This is a genomic window from Rhizobium zaerense (assembly GCF_051810725.1).
GTDB lineage: Bacteria > Pseudomonadota > Alphaproteobacteria > Rhizobiales > Rhizobiaceae > Rhizobium > Rhizobium leguminosarum_I.
Genome location: NZ_CM132690.1, coordinates 1286569 through 1303477, shown reverse-complemented (window position 1 = coordinate 1303477; position 16909 = coordinate 1286569). Strand labels below are relative to the sequence as shown.

The window sequence follows — 16909 nt, the reverse complement described above, 5'->3', positions numbered from 1 at the left end:
AGTGAGTCCACGCAATGGAAGATGTGTACCAGCCGATCTACAAATGGCGCGAGACCTGGCCAGGAGGAGGACAGCAGGACTTCAGCGGTTTCGACGGCGAACAGTCGTTCGGCCGCATCCAGTTAGACCAAACGAGCCTTGGCAAAGTAGGTATGTGGAAGTGGAACATCACCCACATCCCCTGGGTCCGAGAGCACATAATGCCCCACAGCGGATGGGCGGAAACATCGCGGGAGGCGTGCCGGATGGTCGAGCAGCACTATGAGAAGCTGCTGGAATTGCATGGTCGTCCCCAAAACAGCTCTTCGAGATGATCGCTGAACTGTTCGTCTGCGCCTCGCTGACTGTCGTCGACAGCTACAAAGAAGTACGGAAGGCTTCGCGCCCGACGAGCCGTTTCGATTGTCAAAACCGGACAGAGTGTGAAATCCCTGAACCATAGGATTAACTCCGCGTTGATCATTCGGCCGGGGGTGTAAGATCATGAGAATAATAACCCAGAGCGGAGTGAAGAACAGACTGTCGCGCCGGTTTCCGAGGGATGCCTTCGAGCGTCTCTCGCCTCTTCTCGAGCCTATCAACCTTCCCGTCAACCGGTCGCTCGTGCTGCCGCGCCAGCCGATCGAGCATGTCTGTTTTCTTGAAAGCGGCCTCGCCTCGATGGTTGTGGAAAGCGCCGACGGCAAAAGCGTCGAAATCCGCCACATCGGACACGAGGGCCTCGCCGGCTACCCGGTCGTCCTCTGCGTCGACCGAACCCCGAACAAGACCTTCATGCAGGTGCCGGGCCAGGTATACATCGCTCTCGTTTAACTTGTGCCAACGGAGCCTGGCTAAAAGATGTTGATGAATTCGGACGCTCCGATCACGGTGCACAACTGGCTCCCCGGCACTGCGAACAAAGAGTTCATTTCTCTGCAAGCGGCCATCGAATACGCGAGGGAGCAATTAGACGAGCTTTCGGCGATCGAGATCCTAATCCGCACGGGCCGGCATCGTTATGCAATCGTTGGAGGTGATCAACTTGCCGACTTGATCAAGCGGGTTTGCGTTCCTCATTGAAGCAACGCTTCGCCAGGACGTGGAGCCCGCGGCAGCGAAAGACTGGTGCGACTTGCTAAAGCGTACGAAACCGTACCGGAACCTCGCAGATCGCTTTTTGTTAAACAAACTGGGTCGCACGGGTGGCCCTGAAAAGGGCCTATAGTTCCCGCCACAGTACTGTGCGATCCCGACTTTCCCAGATCAGAACTGTCTCGGCGGGGCTTTTTTGAATCGAGCGCCGCGGAGTCAGTATTTCCGCCCCCAGCGCTGGGCCTCTCGTCGGCCGGCTGCGGAGCCAGCGCCCTCGTATCGGAAGTCGGGCCAGGCAATTACCCAATTCGTGTTATTGACTCCGACCAAGACGAGAACATATTAGCAACATGCTCGGGCGGGAGCGAAATCTCAATTCATCGACATGCGGCGGCGATCCTTGCAAGGACGAACCATGCGCTGTTTTCAAAAGATACGACACTGGTCGCCGGGGGATTTTATAAGATGGCAGATCGACGCGAGAATCCGCTTGCGCGCTGGCTGCTCGACAGCGACCTGCCGCACCATGTCATCATCTGGTGGGGCAACTATCAGAGCGGCGAATCTGCTTACACCTCTCGCGAAAGGGGTGACGTTATCACCTCTGCGGTTGCGCTCGACCAAACTTCGAAGTCCTATGCTGCTTCGATCGAATGGGATGATTATTGTCTTTTGCTTCAGCAGCCGCGAAGCTGCCCGCCAATTCAGGGACCGCTGGAACGGCCAATTTATCGACACGAACGCCACAGATTGGGTTGATCAAAGCTACGCGAGCGTCTGCTTCAGAAACGTGAGCGCCCTCTCCGCCCCTGAAGAGGATATCGTGTGACCGACCGCTGGTTCGATATCCAGCTCAACCTTGAAGCCAGCCGCTCCGAGTTGGGCCGCGGCAAGCGTCGAGGCGGTTGCAGGGATCGTCGTGTCACGTTGGCCGTGCACCAGAAGCACTGGGGTGTCCCTACTCGCGGAGGATATCTGCTGGGGCGGAAGAAGTCCGGCGAAGGAAACCACCGCACCGATCCTCCACCGTCCGGACGCAACCGCGTCCAGCGCGACGATTGCACCCTGCGAGAGGCCGACGAAAGCGATCCTGGCGTGGGCGTCGGCGAAACCTTCGGCGCCGACGACATCGTTCATCAGTCCGTCGAATGCTTCGCGTGCCGTTCGGATGCGGGTCGGATCGAGCGGATTTCCCTCCGCGATAAACCACTGATGGCCATAGCGATGTGGTAGGGGCGCATCAGGTGCTGCGAAGCGGGTGTTCGGCAGGCTCGAGCGCCAGGAGGCGGCGAGCGGCATGAGCTGCGCGCCTGATGCACCGATCCCGTGCAGGAAGATGACGAGCGATGACTTGCCTCGCATAAAGATCCTGTCGCTGAATGCACAAAGGGCGCTCTACCCCGTCATGGGGGAGCGCCCTCGTCACCCGAACGGCCGCGAGCTTGCGACGATCATGTCGCGGTCATCGGCCATAGATTTGGGTGGTAGGCCTTAAATGAGAATTGCGGACTGTCCTTTCAAGATAGTGAATCGGCCGTCGTGCTCATCCAGGCGCGATGGCGTTCCTCGTCCTGGTGCGCCTTCATAAAGAAAGCTTTCGATGCCGGGATCGCGTCTTCGTGGCGGGATGCCCGCTCGTAGGCCCTGACCGTATCGTCCTCGTTGGTCTTCATTGCTCTCAGAATGGCGGCGTCGCCCATGATGTCGGCCAAGGCGATCTTGCCGGTGGTGAGCATCTGCTTCATGTCACCTTCACTCGGCGCCTCGACGCCCAGTTCGCGCGCCATTTCATTCAATACCTGCAGGTGCTGCAGGTGATCTTCCCTGAAAGTCGCGATCTGCGCGCTGAACTCCTTGTTGTCGAGGCGCTCAATGCAGGATTCGTATGCCGCGATCGCATCATGCTCCAGGTAGATGAGGTCCGTCACAAGCTCCTCGATGCTGGATTCGTTACCGACCATGGTGACCATTAGGCTCTCCTTCCCGTTCAACCGGAGAACTGGGAATGGGTGTCCGAAAGCAATGTTCCAATTGGACACCGCGTTCGTCTTGTACCGTACCGAGCCGCAGCGTTGATCGACGCCAGACGCACTCTGACCGTGCAGGAGTGCTGAGTTTACATCGACATGATCGAAGCCGATTCGCTAGGTGACGGAGAGGAAGAGATTCCGCTCGATGATTTGGAACTCCGACTGGCCTATGGCGTCAACGACCGGGCGAGGCAGGTCGACGACGCGATCCCAGCGCCATGAGCTACATAAGGCATCGGCTTGTTCGGTGCAGGTAGGAAATTCTGCGGACCTATCTTCGACATTCCCGCTGCGACTCAAAGCACGGATTGCAGTGATCTCAATTTCAGTCCAATTATTGGTTCGATCAGTCCAATAAGAGGTTCGAAGTGTCGGCCGCCGATTTCCTTTTTTCCAAGCGACAGCAACGAATGCTCGCGGCACTGATTCTTCATCCGGAACGGCACTATGGAACCAACGAACTGCTCGCCATCGGAGGGCCGGGCGTGGGAGCCGGCCGCAACGCCATCAAGGCATTCGATCGCGCGGGCATCATCAAGAAATCCGCGCGCGGAAACCAGGTAGTCTACTCAATCGAGGTCGACCACCCGATCTATCCAGAGCTTCGATCAATCTGCCTAAAGACCTTCGGCATGAGCGATCTCGTGGCGAAGGAGTTGCAACCGTTCGCCGACCGGATCCAGATGGCGTTTCTGTTCGGCTCGATGGTCGATGGCAAGGAACGGCCGGACAGCGACGTCGATCTGATGATCGTCGGGACGCTCGACGTCTTCGCTCTGGGAGAACCCGTCGAGAGACTGCAGTCGAAGCTCGGACGACAGATCGATCTCAACCTTCATACGCCTGACGAGTGGCGGTCATTGGCAACCGACCGGGTGATCGGGAAGATCATGAACGGAAACCGCATCATGATAGCCCTACGCGGAAACGACGGCTGATCCTCGGCAAGGCGAGCGATCGCATTCCCAAGCTGAACATTCTCAGATCAGGTCTGAGAACATGCAGGCTAGCTAGCGTGCTAGCGCGATCCTCCGTTGACGCACGAGATCCGCCGCCATGGCCAGCAGTCTGTCACGGTCCCGCGTCAGGGATGACCTGCACTTGTCCCACTCTTCACGAAGGATTCGATCGATCTCGCGGGAGACGTCGGGCGATGGACGGAAGGATTCGGTAATTCTGTCCAGATCGGCGTACAGGCGCGGCACCGGCCCCATGCCATAGCTCGCCACCATTCGCATTGCGATCGAGGTGGCGAGATCGAGGTCCGAGCCACGGCTTCCAGCCCCTCCCGTCGACCGACCTCCCATGCCCACCTGTTCCGCAACCGTGCCAGCCAAGGCGATCCGGATCTGAGCTCGAAGGAAATCCTCGGTCTGTAGGAACGAATCCTTCATTTCGAAGTGCGCCTTCCCGCCGCTCTGCCTGGCTGGATCGTCCAATATCGTGTCGGTCACCGAGACGATGACGGACTCTACGAAGCCGGAATCCAGGGCAATCAACGCATGACCGCACTCGTGTAAGGCAACGCGCCGAAGAACGTCGGCGGGTAGTTTCAGACGTTGGGGCATGCTCCGCTCGACGTCCACGATCTCGACTGTGCGTCCTTCGGCTCGCGCGCGTCGTTTGGCGGCGCGGGCCAGCCATTCAAGATCGGCGGGACTGTATCGCTCAAGGAGATCGGTGAGTGGACGAACTTCTCGTAAACAGGGCCCCGCTAGATGGTACGAGAGGATTTCCGCACGTTCGTCGGGCGTGGGGATCTCCAGCCTGATGTGACGCTCGAACCGCCCGGATCGCAAAACCGCCCGGTCTATATCGTCGGGACGGTTCGTCGCGCCGAGTAGTATCACGCCAGGCCACTTCGACGCGCTCCCGGTCAGCTCAAGGAACAAGTTGACGACCTGCGTCTCATAGAAAGCGTGCTGACTTTGGTGTTGCCGATTGCCGATGCTATCGAGCTCGTCCAGGAACAGCACGGCCGGGGCGTTTGAACGTGCCTCTTCGAACGAGGCGCGCATGGCCTTCAGCATGTCGCCCAGATGTCCGCCGCCGGACGACTGCCAATGCCCAGGGGACGTTGCGACGAGTGCGACTTGGAGCTCGGCCGCAAGGGCTCCCGCCAGAAAGGACTTCCCTACTCCTGGTGGACCTGTCAAAAGCGCTGCCCTGTCGACCTCAGACCACTCCAGCGTTCCTTTTCTCCACGACGCGACGTCGGCCGCAAGTTCCGCCGCCCAAGTTTTCGCCTTTGCATAGCCCGGCAACTCACTGAGGCGCGGTTGCACTTCCGTAATTGAATCCTGCATGGCCGAGGATTGGAACGCATTGTCGTCGAGCACCTGTCGGCAGAGAAGTGCGTCAATCACATCCCAATCCTGGTGGACGAGTTTCTCTACCTCCCCGAGTTCGACCCTGGACCGACCAGCCAGCTTCCTGATCGCTATCACGTGCCGCGCTGAGGGCTTCTCGACGACAAACATGGCATCGGCGGCAAGTCGCATCGTCTTGGAGAGAGCCCGCGGACTATCCGCTACGACAATCGTCTGTGCGAAGCCTCTCAGCACGTCCATGTCGACCTTTTTCCTTGAACCGGTCTCCACCGTGACGACTTGATGGCGGGTCAATTCGGGGCGGAAAAACGCTTTGGCCTGCGCCGACAGAAGCAGTTGGCCGGCTCGTTCAAAACGCCCGATCCACTGCTTGTCAACAATTGCGATTAGGGTGCCCGCGATGTTTCCTCGAAACTGCGGCGTATTTCGAAACGCGCGCCGAAGTAGGAAATAGGCGAGTAGGACGCCGGGACGTTTTCGCACTTCCTTAAACGCGGCTGCAGTCATTCTGTGCTGCATGACCTCAGCCCCTCTTTTCGCCCAGTCGATACCAATGGTTCCGCGTGCGGACGAAGTGCTCGTCATCGCCACGGAAGTATCCGAACACCTCGCTCGTAACGATCACGTGCCCGTCTGGAAAAGACGGATGTCCCTCAACGATACCCTGGAGGCAAGGCACCTGCCGGGCCGAGTGACGCCAGTTGGCAAGAAAGGGCTCCGCCATAAGATCCGGCGGGCGGACGAGACCGGCTTCAAGATGCTTCAAGTCAGTGACAAGCCGGTGCAGTCGAGAGATCTGCTCACAAGTGTGGAACTCCATGATTCGCGTGCCTCCACCAAAATTTGGACGAAATGGGCCAAGGATTCGATACCCATTTTGGGAATCACATTCCCTTTATGTGACCTTTAGATCCAAAATGGGAACCGACGTCAACATTTGTTGACGTCGGATTTTGCTCGCCCACAGATCCGTGCTTATGAATCCTTATGCACCCTGTACCGCCGCCCCTTCTTCGGATTGCACGTGAGTTTCTTGGCCTCAGCCAGGACGACGTCGCGGGAGTTCTCGGCATATCTCGCAAGACGATTGCCAAGATGGAGCGCGACAAAGGTGTCGTCGTCCACTACGTCTCGACGGTGCAGAGGTTTTACGAGGATCAGGGCATTAAGTTCGTCGCGCCAAGTGGCGGCGAAGGTTGGGGTGTGTTCAATGCGAACACGAAGGATGATTTCAAAACCCTGAACAGACTCGGAAATATTGCGTCATCGGAGACGAACGATCGTTCCCCTTCCTCGAATGACTCATAGCCCTCGCAGGTGTAGCGCGCGACGGCCGAAAGCTCAGTTGGAACCTCTACCCTTCCTGCGTGCTGAAATATCGCGGGTTCTCTTGCGGGTAAGTCGCTCAAGGAGAGTGCTGTTAAACTTCGTTAAATTTTTCCTGGAAGGCAACGATGCTATTACCCGCGTGATCCGCAGCCTCCAGCACCAGGAGGACGACGGCACGAACTCGAACGTGATCAAGAGCTTCTTCAGCCGCGTCGAGGGGGCCTTCGTGGCTATTTCGAAGGTTTTGGAATCCGCTTCATCGCACCGAATGAGACGATGGACTGGGGCCTCGCGTTCAGACTCGAACTTGTACCGATGCCTGAAGAACCCGGTCTTCCAAATTCGATATATGACCCGCTGCCTGGCCGAGTGTTTAAAGCAGCGCGGGTTGCGGCGGGTCTGACGCAAGAGGAAATCGCAGCGCGCGCCGGCCTAGGCCACACGACGGTGCGCCGCCTCGAAAAAGGCGATGTCACGGCAAACCTGGAGAGGGCGTATACCCTTCAGAAAAAATTCGAAGACGAGGGCTTTCGGTTTGTAATCCCTGACGGATCTGAGGGCTGGCGCATCTTTGTTCGGCGTGTGAACGACAAAAGATAAGCACGCCCTCAGTTCTAGTTAGAGCAGACTTCGACTTTCGCTAGCGCACGGAAATTGGGCAGCAAAACGTCAGCCGGTTTCCCGATTGAAGTGGCGGCCAAATGCGGATGTCCCGAATCCTCGGCACGAAGAAAGGGGCAGGTGACACGGTTGCGATCGGAGTGTCAAAGCCCGTCCTACGGCCGGGTCCAACGCCCACTGCGTGGGCAAGAGGTCGGGCTACGCCCGGAGTTTTTTGATCTTTCGAATGAAAGCATGCCGGCCCTGCGCCAGCGAGAGGACACGCTTGTTCCGGCATGCATTCGAAAGAAGACAGGCGGGATCCGCCTAGTCGGCGGATACTTTGGCATCAAGAGGAACATACGAATCGCACGGGGGTATAAGGCTTCGATACCAAGATCCTGAAGAAGGTCGTGGCGCTGCGCAAGAAGGACGAGCAGGAGCGCATGGAAGAGGAAGCAATCCTCGACACCTACCTGCTTGCGCTCGGCATGATCGAATCGCCGCCGGAAGGCTGATCCGTCCACACCGCCCGATATCGACAAGCCGCCGGGCCGCTCCGGCGGCTTTCTTTTGCGTGGGATGCGCCGGGCTACTGCCAATAAGCGTGAACGCGCACGGTGCAGCGGCGAGCGTGCAGATTTTATATTTTAAAAACCAATACTTAGCTCTCTGTTGCCTCCTCCTCCTGGGGCGATAAAGGCGCGATGAGATTTCGTATCAACGTGTCTCCCAGCTTGAACGAGACGGCGTTGTCTTCCAGTAGCTTCCCTGCCCTGGCTAATACGCGCGGGTCGAAGCTTGCGAAGCCGAGTGGTACCGGGAGGCCCGATGGTGGGCCAATCGGCGCGTGGATGGTCGCGGCGACGAAGGCACCTGGGACCAGCAGCATCTCGAAGCCGCCAGGAAATACCTTGGCATCCGCTCCATGCTCTCGCGTGAACGCCTCTCGAACCCACCGCTCTGAACGGGTGGCGATTAACGCGATAGATTCGACATTTTGGCGAACAGCGAGGTCCTCATTCGTGCGGATCACTCTTTCGCGGAACTGTTCTACGGCTTCGGCCATGATAGAGGTGCTTCCCCAAAGCGGCACTTGGGGGATTACCCAGTAAACGGCCGCCGCGCCATGGCGCGTCTTGCGCAGGCCGTAGTTCGCGACCTCGAACAGACGGCGCGCATTTTCCATTGTGAAAAGACTGCCGATAATTGGGACAGTTCGGCGGTCGGCGCGAACATCGCCATGGCTTGTGAATGCGTGTCGGTAGAAACGCCCTACGCTCAATCCGTCACGGCGTGTCCATTCCTTGAAATATTCCGGCGCGAGTTGGACTAAGAGTTGATAGGCCTCGCCATCGTCCTCCCGCCTCGCGACAGACATTCGCTCAACCATCTCCGCGACTGCACGCCCCACAGCCTCCCGATCGGATAGCTCGTAGTCAGACTTCCACTCGGAGAGGTCGATGTCAGCCAAGGTCGGCTTCAACCCGGTAGAAACAAGTCGAACTCGCACTAACGTCGAGAAACGTTCCTCAGCGACCACGTTGTCGATCGAATAGAGCGCGCGTCGTACGGTCGAAGTCGGGTCAATTTTCTGCGCAAACTCGCGGTAGAAGCGACGAAATGACGACGGCACCCGCTCGGTCGCCGAACTCACTTGCATTGCGTCGGCTAGGGGCATTTCCGGAAGGCTACGCTCGAAGTAGCTCAGAAATTTCTTTTCCGCGGGAGCAAGCGAGATCATGTCGAAACCGACGCGTGCTGTCTTGCGCTCCACCTCATAGATAAGCGGCTCCTCGACTCCAGGGCGAAAGAGGGAAAGCCCGGTTGATGTCAGGCTGATACGACCGTCAACGCGCAGAACATAGTTGGCATCCTCGACTTCGTGCAGCACATACGCCATTTCGCGCCGGCTGTAGCCGAAGAAGGACTGAACGGCTTCCTCGGTGCAGCTTCCCATGGCACGTACGAAGCGAAGAAGAAATTCAGCAGTAACAGAAACCTTTCCGACATCGGCGACCTTATGCTCAACGATGAAACGCCGGCACGGAAGTGAAAGATCAAGTATGGCCAGCTGCAACGGGCCATCCTCTACCTCGTCGATAAGCCCCTCGCGGATGGGCGCCATCGTTAATTTATCGCGCGGCTTGTCCGTCATCGAACAGTCTCCAACGCGAGATCACTCCCAACGTCTAGCGGGTCCGCCTCGAGTCCATTCTTCATCAAGGCCGCGGCGTCGACCTCGCTCGCATGACCCGTCTCGATGTTGCGCGAAAATGCCTTCGCGATCCGGTCCATCGGGCCGCCCTCTTGCCATCTGGTCAGGCTACCAACGAGAACCAGCCGGTCCATCGCGCGACTAATTGCAACGTTGATGCGATTGGGCTTTGCGAGGAAACCCGGACGGATAGTTTTAGTAGCGTTCTGGATCGGTCCGTCCCAGTTGTTGCGGACGAGGGAAACGATAACGATTGGATTCTCCTTGCCTTGATAGCTGTCGATCGTGTCCACCTTGAGGGCCGCGCGCAGCGAAGGTGGGATCGGTGCCAGCGCAATCTTGCGCCGGACAAGGTCTCTCTGAGCGGAATATGCACAGATGATGCCGATGGCGTGTGCATGAGAGTTCTGCTCCTTGAGCCAGTCCAGGAATGGCTGGCATTCACCCTACCGCTTCAAGAGGGTCACGATCACATCGGCCTCGACGGTATTTGTCAGGCTTCTGCGGTGATTGGGTTCAGCCTGCCTAGCCCGTTCGCCGAAGGATGATGTATTGAGCCAAGTAACGGCCGCGCTCAGGTCCGGGGGAAGAGATTTGGCATCGATGATCGGCGTCCGCCGACCGTGCTCGAGTCGACCGTCATAGAATGACCTAGATACGATCTCTCCAATTGGGGGAAGCATGCGATACTGCCGACGAAGAGTTTGTCCCGCAGCGGCACCATAGGGCGTTTCGAAGACCCGCTCGAAATCACTTCGGGCGACTTCTGCCACGCCCACCCCTAAGCGCACGGCAACTTCGTCCACTACCGATTCCGGATGTTGTGGCTCAAGTTGCTTGTGATCGCCCACCAGAACGATCCACGCACCGGCCTGGATCGGTACAGCGAGTTCGCTGGCAGTGCATCGAGCTGCCTCATCGACAATAACCAAATCGAAGGGCGTCGAAGTCAAACCCAACGCCGACCGACCGAGACCAACGCATGTCCCCGCAACGATCTGACGCGTGCCGGCAAGGAAGGTCTCAAGGCTTCGTTGCTCAGTAGAGACGGTGCCCACGAAGTCGCGAGCGAGTGCGGCAACAGTCTGGAACCTGGCGACACGATCGGCGCTCGGGCGCACGTCCTGCGGCACCAATCTGAGGCAAGCGCCGACGATCGCTGTGACAATTTCCTCAGCAGAAGTTTCCGCAGTTAGAATGTCACCAATACCTAGTGGCACGATCTGCTGGTCGATCGTTTCGCGCAACGCGGTAATGCGCTGTGCTGAATTTTGCTCGTTCTGTAGGGCGGCGAGGCGAGCCGCGACCGGCCGCACCGCAAGTTCGACGTGTGTCAGTGCGTTGGTGAGCCCATCCGGTATGCCAAGACCCTGGGCTGCGACCGCGAGCCGTTCGCGCATTTCGGCGCGGAACCTGTCCTTTTGGAGTTGCTCAACGCGTTCGACATGAAAAGGCAGCAACCGGTCGGAAACGACGCCTTCGCTACCGACACGTAGGATGCTTGGCACTTCGCCGGCGCGTGAAAACAGCTTGAGTACGGCCTCAGCGGCATTATTGACAGCTTCGTGCGCTTGGCTCGCGAGAAGTACATTGCGGGCCAAACCTGAGGTAAGGGCCGCGTGGACCAGCGCGGCGATAAAGACAGTTTTGCCCGTTCCCGGCGGACCCTGCACGAGGGCCAACGGCCGTGTCGCGAGCACGGCGGACAACGCCTCCGCCTGCTGATCGTTCAGCTCATATTGCTCCTTTAACTTTTCGACAGACCCGCGATCGGGCAGCATCTGCGGACTCGATGCAGTGCGAGGATCGAGGATTCCGATTAGATTTCTCGTGCGTGACGTGCGGCCTACGATCCGCCTGACGGCCGCTTGGCGTCGATCAAGGCTGGTTTCCTCCATGCGGCTGCGGAAGCGGAGTTCGTCACCTTCATCGACCAATGGCGGACCATTCTTCTGGTCGGGCCGCATGCTCTCCAAATACAACGTATCCGGCTTGGAACGTTGCAGATCGAGTTGACCTACGGGCCGCCAATTTCCTTTACGGTCCTCACGCTCGACCATCACGCGGTCACGCCGATTATAGTCAAAGGAACCGCTCAGCAGGTCGAATTGGACCTTGTGGCGGTTGATACTTCTGTCGAAGACGCTTTGCTCTGTGACCTGGCCATAGGTCACCAGCTCCCGCTCCGCGTCAACCAGAATTTCCCAGAGCCTTGCCACATCGACCTGCCCAGTCGGCGGTGGCTCGGCGGCGATCGCTTCAATCAGATCGTCTTCGGGTGGCTCGCCGGGAACCGTGTCGCGTTCCTCTGCGAGTTGTTGGCTCGCCTCGGTAGTTTCGGCGTCGGTCGCCCTCGGCCGCATAGGGGCCAATGCCGCCACGACATCCTCTCGCTCGAGCAATCGTTCCAAATCGCTCAGCGTGGTAGTCGGGCCATCCTCAACAACGATGGACGCCTCGAACGCGCCGAATTCGAACCGCTGATTGAACCTGATCCTCGATTGTTCGAGCTGCCGCCGGTCAAGCCGAAATGGCTTCCCGTCCGCATCGATTTTGATCTCGAGTTCCTCACATGCGCCACGAATGACGAGGGCGCGCCCCCACTGCGCTCGCCGCAGAAAATAGCGGCCTTCATCCGGAAGCAGAGGCCCTGCCTCAACATATGGGCTCGCTAGCCGGATCACTTCGATATCTTGGTCGTCCGCCTCACCGACCGTCAGCGCGTCGATCAACGGAAGCAAGGTGGCATTCGGCGGCTCGTCAGTCCGCACCTTGGCAATCGCTTCGCGCACACGGGAGGAAATCCTTGAACCCCTCCCCACGAGCAGCTCTTCGGCAATAGCCGTAACGGCGAAGCAATCCCTCTCATAACGGCCGCCGCTCTCGGGCGCATAACGTGCTGTCACGGTGTCGCCGTCCTCAATAGTCGTAAAGTCGATCAAGTCAACTATTACGGGCTTGTTAGGGGCTGCCGGATCGACGAGAATGTTGGCCGGTTTGAGATCGCCATGCGCCAAGCGAACGGTGTGCAATTCCTCGACCCGTCGGGCAAGCGCCTCGATCAGCTCCAGACGTGCATCCTCACCGAATTCCTCCGATCGCTCCTCTAGCACATGTACAACATCGGGTAGATCGATCCATTCCTGGATCATGACGATTGCATCGCCGAGCCACATCGCGCCCAACACCTTCGCGCATCCTTCAGGTTCGGCCGCCGCGAGCTCGGCGAGCTGATCCAGGAAGTCAAGAATGCGCGGACCCTCCTTATTTTGATCTCCCCACGATGCGCGCTTCCAGACCTTGACCAGGAGTTCGCGACCGTCCTTGCTTGTACGCCATAATGCACGCATCTCATCATCGCGTAGGATATCGGCTGGAGGATATGCTTGGAAGAGCGCCATTTGGCTCTTGATGACGCCTCGATGCCGTTCGAGTCCCTCAACAACCTCCGCGGGACTTGGCCGCACGGCGACCGCCGCGTTAAAGGCGGTCAGTGCTTCGCCTGCATCCTTGAATCGCTGCTTCGGATCAAGCGCCAGCGCGCACTCCATCCAATGGTGCAGCTCGAGATAGTCGCAATTCTTGTCGGCCGAGCTGTCCCATTCGGGAAAGCCGCTCGAAGATCCTGGGCTGACGCCCAGAAGGATGCGGTGAACGACTGAGGCGACGAGGAATACGTCCCGTCTCTTTGGCGTTGTTTCAACATCGAACAGGTCCTCCGGCAGCTTGCCGGTCGACAAGAATTGAAACCGCGACTCTCCAAGTGAACGTACATTCGGATAACTTGCCGCCATAAGGTGAGAAATGCGCACCGTTGACGGTCGTTGCACCCACACGCTGTGCTGACCCAAGTCGAGATGCGCTGCCTCAGCAAGGTGAAGTGCGTCGAGGGCCGCAATTAACTGGCGGGCCAACTCAATACGATCAATGCGGCTGAGGTCTGCCAACTCGGTACCTGCGAAATCCATAAGGCGGTGAAGGCGACGCCTGCGGTCGTAAACTTCCCAATACCTCACGCCAAAGTTCGGATCGCGGGTCTTGCCGTCGATGATGACACCGTCGCACTGCTCGCAACGGTCTTGGAGATAGGCAATTACCTCCTGCTCGCGGCCGGCAATCTCGCTGCGTCCTTCTTCGGTTTGGAAGCGTGTTTCGGCCTTAGAAAAATCCCAGAGGCGCAGCACGCCGAGCGTGGGCGATTGCCGCTCGTCGCTAGCCTCAAACTCGGCGAAGATTCCCTGGGGATGCTCAAACACCGGCGCAGCCGACGTGGCATAGAAACCGCCGTAGGTGCGACGTCCGGGCACAAAAACGCCCTTGCTGACGTTGAAGAACTTCGAAAGCTGGTCCTTCCATTCGGCAGAGGTGAGCATACCTGCAGGTGGAGCCTTGCCGAAAATCTCTATCCGCTTAGGGATTGACTTGAGAACTGACGTAAATGCCGCAACGGGCATCACGGCATGGCGCTCAGTTTCCGAGATTCCGCTAAGGTCGACGACCTTCGTCAACACCACGAGCCCCTGCACCTTCGGAACGATAACATTCGAGCCTTTGGCGTAACGCTTCAGATGCGCTTCGAGCTGGATGAAGACGTTGCGTGCATTCAAAGAAATTTTTGCGACCGGAGACGGACCGTGGTCTCTCCCAGCGTTGAACCAATGCCCCTCGCGACTTTCGATCGGGCCGGACCAGTCTTTCAGATCGACGACAAGGATACGATCATCCGTCACAATAATGACATCTATTTCGCGGCTCGACCCAGGCGCAGTAGCGAGGTCTAGGTTCGTGTAGGCAAACCAATGAGGGGGAAGCGAGGCGAGAGTTTCAATTCCTTTGACCTCTCTCTCATGTATGCCGTTTCCGCAATTGATGATTTTCAAGCCGATCCCCCAGTCATTAAAGCGGCTGAGAGAGCTTAGCCTGAGTCGTTGGCTGACAACAACTAAAGGATACAATTCTGTTTGCTTGCAGCTGACAAACTAATTCATATGGTTGCATTTGGTCGCAACAGAGACGCTAATTTCAGTGGGATCGTTGATATGAGGCGCAAACCTGCCGCCCCAGGCGCGACGAATTGAGAGTCCACTTTGGAAAAACTGCAAACGCCGCTGCCCCGCGATGTCTCAAATTGCCGTAGAAAGTTATAGCCACTTTTCCTGGGAAGGATTTAGGCTTGTAGAGCAGGAGCGCATAGAAGAGGAAGCAATCCTCGACACCTACCTGCTCACGCTCGGCATGATCGAGTCGCCGCCGGAAGGCTGATCCTTCCGCATCGCCCGATATCGACAAGCCGCCGGGCCGCTCCGGCGGCTTTTCTTTTGCGCGCCATACGTAAGTCGGGACGGCCGTCTTGCCCGATCGAGCTAATAAGAAAAACCGCCGGATCGCTGCGGCGGTATTCGATATTCCGTAATCGGCAGGCTCAGTTCGTGTTGAACTTGCGCACTTCCATGAAGTTCACAGCCGTGCCGCTGAAGCGGGCCGGGTCGACCGAAGCGGTCTTGACGTTGAAGCCCTCGGCATAGACGGCAGTCGGCTGGGCGCGCATCGTCTGGCTGACGAACCGCGGCGCCTTGACCTGCCTGGAGGCCATTTCCAGGCGGGCATTGGTGAGCGCCCATTGCGAGATCATCTTTTCCGTCAGCTTCGGCTCGGTGCGCACCGTCGTGCGGCTGGCATCCGCTGCGGCGGCTTCCTTCTGCGTCGGGCGACCACCCTTGGCAGGAAGCCCCTGCGCCACGGCGCTTTCGGCGGCCGGTTCGTCGAAACTATCGCCAAAGCTTGCCGATTTGGTCATCGGTGCCAATGCCGCGAGTTCGAGCGGCGGCTTTGCGGCAGGCGCCTTTTGCGTCATCGCGGCGTTGATCGCCTGCTCAACCGTCTGCGGCGCAGCCTTCGACGCGATCTGGCTTTCCCCATCGTTCCGCTGCTGGTCGAGTGCGTCGGCCACGGCAGGAGACAGCGCGTCCTGATCGGCTTCGTCGGCTTCTGCCTCCGGATCGGCCTCGGCCGCAGCAAGAAGGTTCTCGGCAACGGCAGGGCGTTCGATCGGCGTCGGAACCGGCAGCCCATTTGCGCCCGTCAGCATGGGATCGGTCGACGCGACCTCGGCGTCACCAGGCGCACGGCGCTGGCCGAGAAGCGAGGGAACCGGAATGCTGTAGGCGCTGAGGTCGGCGAACTGCTGCGGCTGGGCCTGATCGACCGGAAGGGCGGCCGTAAGAGCCTGCTGTGCGGCATTACCCGAAGGCGGCGCTACGAGCGCGCTCGCGACTTCGCTGCCGGCGGGCTGGTTGCTGAACGCCGGGCGAACCTGCGGCACCGGCGCGTTCACATCGGCGACTTCGGTCTGCTGCGGCTCGACAGGAGCAGGCTCGGCCTTCGGCGGCGTCGCCTTGGCAACGGCAACAGGGGTGGAATCGTCGGTCTCGTCTTCCTGCTCGTCGGCCCCGCCGCCAAAGAGCGCGGCAAACAGCGTCTTGTGCTTCGGCGCCGATTCGGAAGCGCTGGCGATCTGGATCTGCGTGCCGCTGACGCGGCGCTTATAATCGGCCATCGCCTGCTGGTAGCCCGGCAACGGCTTGCCGTCGGCCGGAATATGGATGGTATTGCCGTTCGGGAAGAGCCGAACCAGCTCGTCGCGGCTCATGCGCGGCCAGGCGCGAACGCCGCCGACATCCATGTGCACGAAGGGCGAGCCCGACTTCGGATAGAAGCCGACGCCGCCGACCTGCATCTTCATGCCGATGCCGCGCAGCGTCGCCAGCTTGACGTCGGGAATGAAGAAGTCCATCGCCTTGCCGAGCATATGCTGGCTCTTTTCGGCGACGCCGGAATTGCGCGAGCGGCCACGCAGCATCTCGTTGGTTCCCGGCGAACGGAAACCGCAGACGACATTGATGTAGTCCCTCGAACCGCTCTGGCGATAAACTTCCCAGATCAGGTCGAACAGCCGCGGGTCCATTTTCGTCGGCTGGTTCTTGCGCCAGTCGCGCAGGAAGCGATTCAGCTGCTCCAGACCCTTCGGGTCGAACTTGCCATTGCGCTTGTAGGTGATGACGGCTTTTTCGCCGGTATGAATGAAATAGAGCTTGAGGCTGCGGGTGTCGCCCGCTGCCTGCGAAGGCGTACTAACGAATACCGGTGAGGAAACCGCGAGTGCAAGAAGGGCGGCCGCTACCGTCCTTATTGCCTTTCCGCAGATGTCGGCGCACAACAAGCGCCAGCTCAAGCGCGAAGGCTTGGAATTCCCATTCAGATTCGGCAACTCGATCCCCGTCAGACAGACAATGTCCCGTACTGCCTCAGATGACTGTCAAATGCGGTCA

General features: G+C 58.8%; 12 protein-coding genes and 4 pseudogenes. 10 read left to right on the top strand and 6 right to left on the bottom strand.

The window, feature by feature from the left end:
• Positions 1 to 14: 14 nt before the first annotated feature.
• From ACS4RR_RS06195 to ACS4RR_RS06180, 4 genes and pseudogenes are all read left to right on the top strand, one after another.
• Complete coding sequence (locus ACS4RR_RS06195) at positions 15 to 314, top strand: hypothetical protein (protein ID WP_456189834.1); 300 nt, start codon at positions 15 to 17, stop codon at positions 312 to 314.
• A 169-nt stretch (positions 315 to 483) separates the two neighbouring features.
• A pseudogene (locus ACS4RR_RS06190) lies at positions 484 to 789 on the top strand (Crp/Fnr family transcriptional regulator); the annotation flags it as partial.
• Between the two features lie 51 nt (positions 790 to 840).
• The gene (locus tag ACS4RR_RS06185; RefSeq protein ID WP_456189833.1) at positions 841 to 1062 is read left to right on the top strand and encodes a hypothetical protein; all 222 of its coding nucleotides are present in this window, start codon (positions 841 to 843) and stop codon (positions 1060 to 1062) included.
• 477 nt (positions 1063 to 1539) lie between these two features.
• Positions 1540 to 1833: a hypothetical protein gene (locus ACS4RR_RS06180; protein WP_456189832.1), complete on the top strand. Its 294-nt coding sequence runs from the start codon at positions 1540 to 1542 to the stop codon at positions 1831 to 1833.
• 6 nt (positions 1834 to 1839) lie between these two features.
• Here ACS4RR_RS06180 and ACS4RR_RS06175 read toward each other — a convergent pair whose 3' ends face one another.
• Both ACS4RR_RS06175 and ACS4RR_RS06170 read right to left on the bottom strand, forming a co-directional pair.
• Positions 1840 to 2436 (bottom strand): alpha/beta hydrolase, encoded by a 597-nt coding sequence (locus tag ACS4RR_RS06175; protein WP_456189831.1) that lies wholly within the window; start codon positions 2434 to 2436, stop codon positions 1840 to 1842.
• Between the two features lie 155 nt (positions 2437 to 2591).
• On the bottom strand, positions 2592 to 3044 hold the full coding sequence (locus ACS4RR_RS06170) for a DUF2383 domain-containing protein (RefSeq protein WP_456189830.1): 453 nt from the start codon (positions 3042 to 3044) through the stop codon (positions 2592 to 2594).
• Positions 3045 to 3200: 156 nt separating this feature from the next.
• Here ACS4RR_RS06170 and ACS4RR_RS06165 point away from each other — a divergent pair, with 156 nt between their 5' ends.
• Together ACS4RR_RS06165 and ACS4RR_RS06160 are read left to right on the top strand one after the other, a co-directional pair.
• On the top strand, positions 3201 to 3326 hold the full coding sequence (locus ACS4RR_RS06165; RefSeq protein ID WP_456189829.1) for a hypothetical protein: 126 nt from the start codon (positions 3201 to 3203) through the stop codon (positions 3324 to 3326).
• Between the two features lie 188 nt (positions 3327 to 3514).
• Positions 3515 to 4042 (top strand): nucleotidyltransferase domain-containing protein, encoded by a 528-nt coding sequence (locus ACS4RR_RS06160; RefSeq protein ID WP_456189828.1) that lies wholly within the window; start codon positions 3515 to 3517, stop codon positions 4040 to 4042.
• Positions 4043 to 4114: 72 nt separating this feature from the next.
• Here the strand turns inward: ACS4RR_RS06160 and ACS4RR_RS06155 are convergent, their stop codons facing one another.
• Positions 4115 to 6019 (bottom strand): AAA family ATPase, encoded by a 1905-nt coding sequence (locus ACS4RR_RS06155; protein ID WP_456190130.1) that lies wholly within the window; start codon positions 6017 to 6019, stop codon positions 4115 to 4117.
• A 402-nt stretch (positions 6020 to 6421) separates the two neighbouring features.
• Between ACS4RR_RS06155 and ACS4RR_RS06150 the strand changes: the two genes are divergently transcribed.
• From ACS4RR_RS06150 to ACS4RR_RS06140, 3 genes and pseudogenes are all read left to right on the top strand, one after another.
• Positions 6422 to 6742: a helix-turn-helix domain-containing protein gene (locus tag ACS4RR_RS06150; RefSeq protein ID WP_456189827.1), complete on the top strand. Its 321-nt coding sequence runs from the start codon at positions 6422 to 6424 to the stop codon at positions 6740 to 6742.
• 297 nt (positions 6743 to 7039) lie between these two features.
• Positions 7040 to 7363 carry a helix-turn-helix domain-containing protein gene (locus ACS4RR_RS06145; RefSeq protein WP_456189826.1) on the top strand — a complete coding sequence of 108 codons (324 nt, stop codon included), beginning with the start codon at positions 7040 to 7042 and terminating at the stop codon, positions 7361 to 7363.
• A gap of 383 nt (positions 7364 to 7746) precedes the next feature.
• A pseudogene (locus ACS4RR_RS06140) lies at positions 7747 to 7881 on the top strand (DUF2312 domain-containing protein); the annotation flags it as partial.
• A 146-nt stretch (positions 7882 to 8027) separates the two neighbouring features.
• Here ACS4RR_RS06140 and ACS4RR_RS06135 read toward each other — a convergent pair.
• Together ACS4RR_RS06135 and ACS4RR_RS06130 are read right to left on the bottom strand one after the other, a co-directional pair.
• Entirely contained in the window at positions 8028 to 9521 is a 1494-nt protein-coding gene (locus tag ACS4RR_RS06135) for a hypothetical protein (protein ID WP_456189825.1), read from the bottom strand.
• Positions 9518 to 14461 (bottom strand): annotated as a pseudogene (locus tag ACS4RR_RS06130) (AAA domain-containing protein). The gene ACS4RR_RS06135 and the pseudogene ACS4RR_RS06130 overlap by 4 nt, the downstream one beginning before the upstream one ends.
• A gap of 298 nt (positions 14462 to 14759) precedes the next feature.
• Between ACS4RR_RS06130 and ACS4RR_RS06125 the strand changes: the two are divergent.
• A pseudogene (locus tag ACS4RR_RS06125) lies at positions 14760 to 14843 on the top strand (DUF2312 domain-containing protein); the annotation flags it as partial.
• Positions 14844 to 15003: 160 nt separating this feature from the next.
• Here the strand turns inward: ACS4RR_RS06125 and ACS4RR_RS06120 are convergent.
• Complete coding sequence (locus tag ACS4RR_RS06120; protein WP_456189824.1) at positions 15004 to 16848, bottom strand: peptidoglycan L,D-endopeptidase MepK; 1845 nt, start codon at positions 16846 to 16848, stop codon at positions 15004 to 15006.
• Between the last annotated feature and the right edge of the window lie 61 nt (positions 16849 to 16909).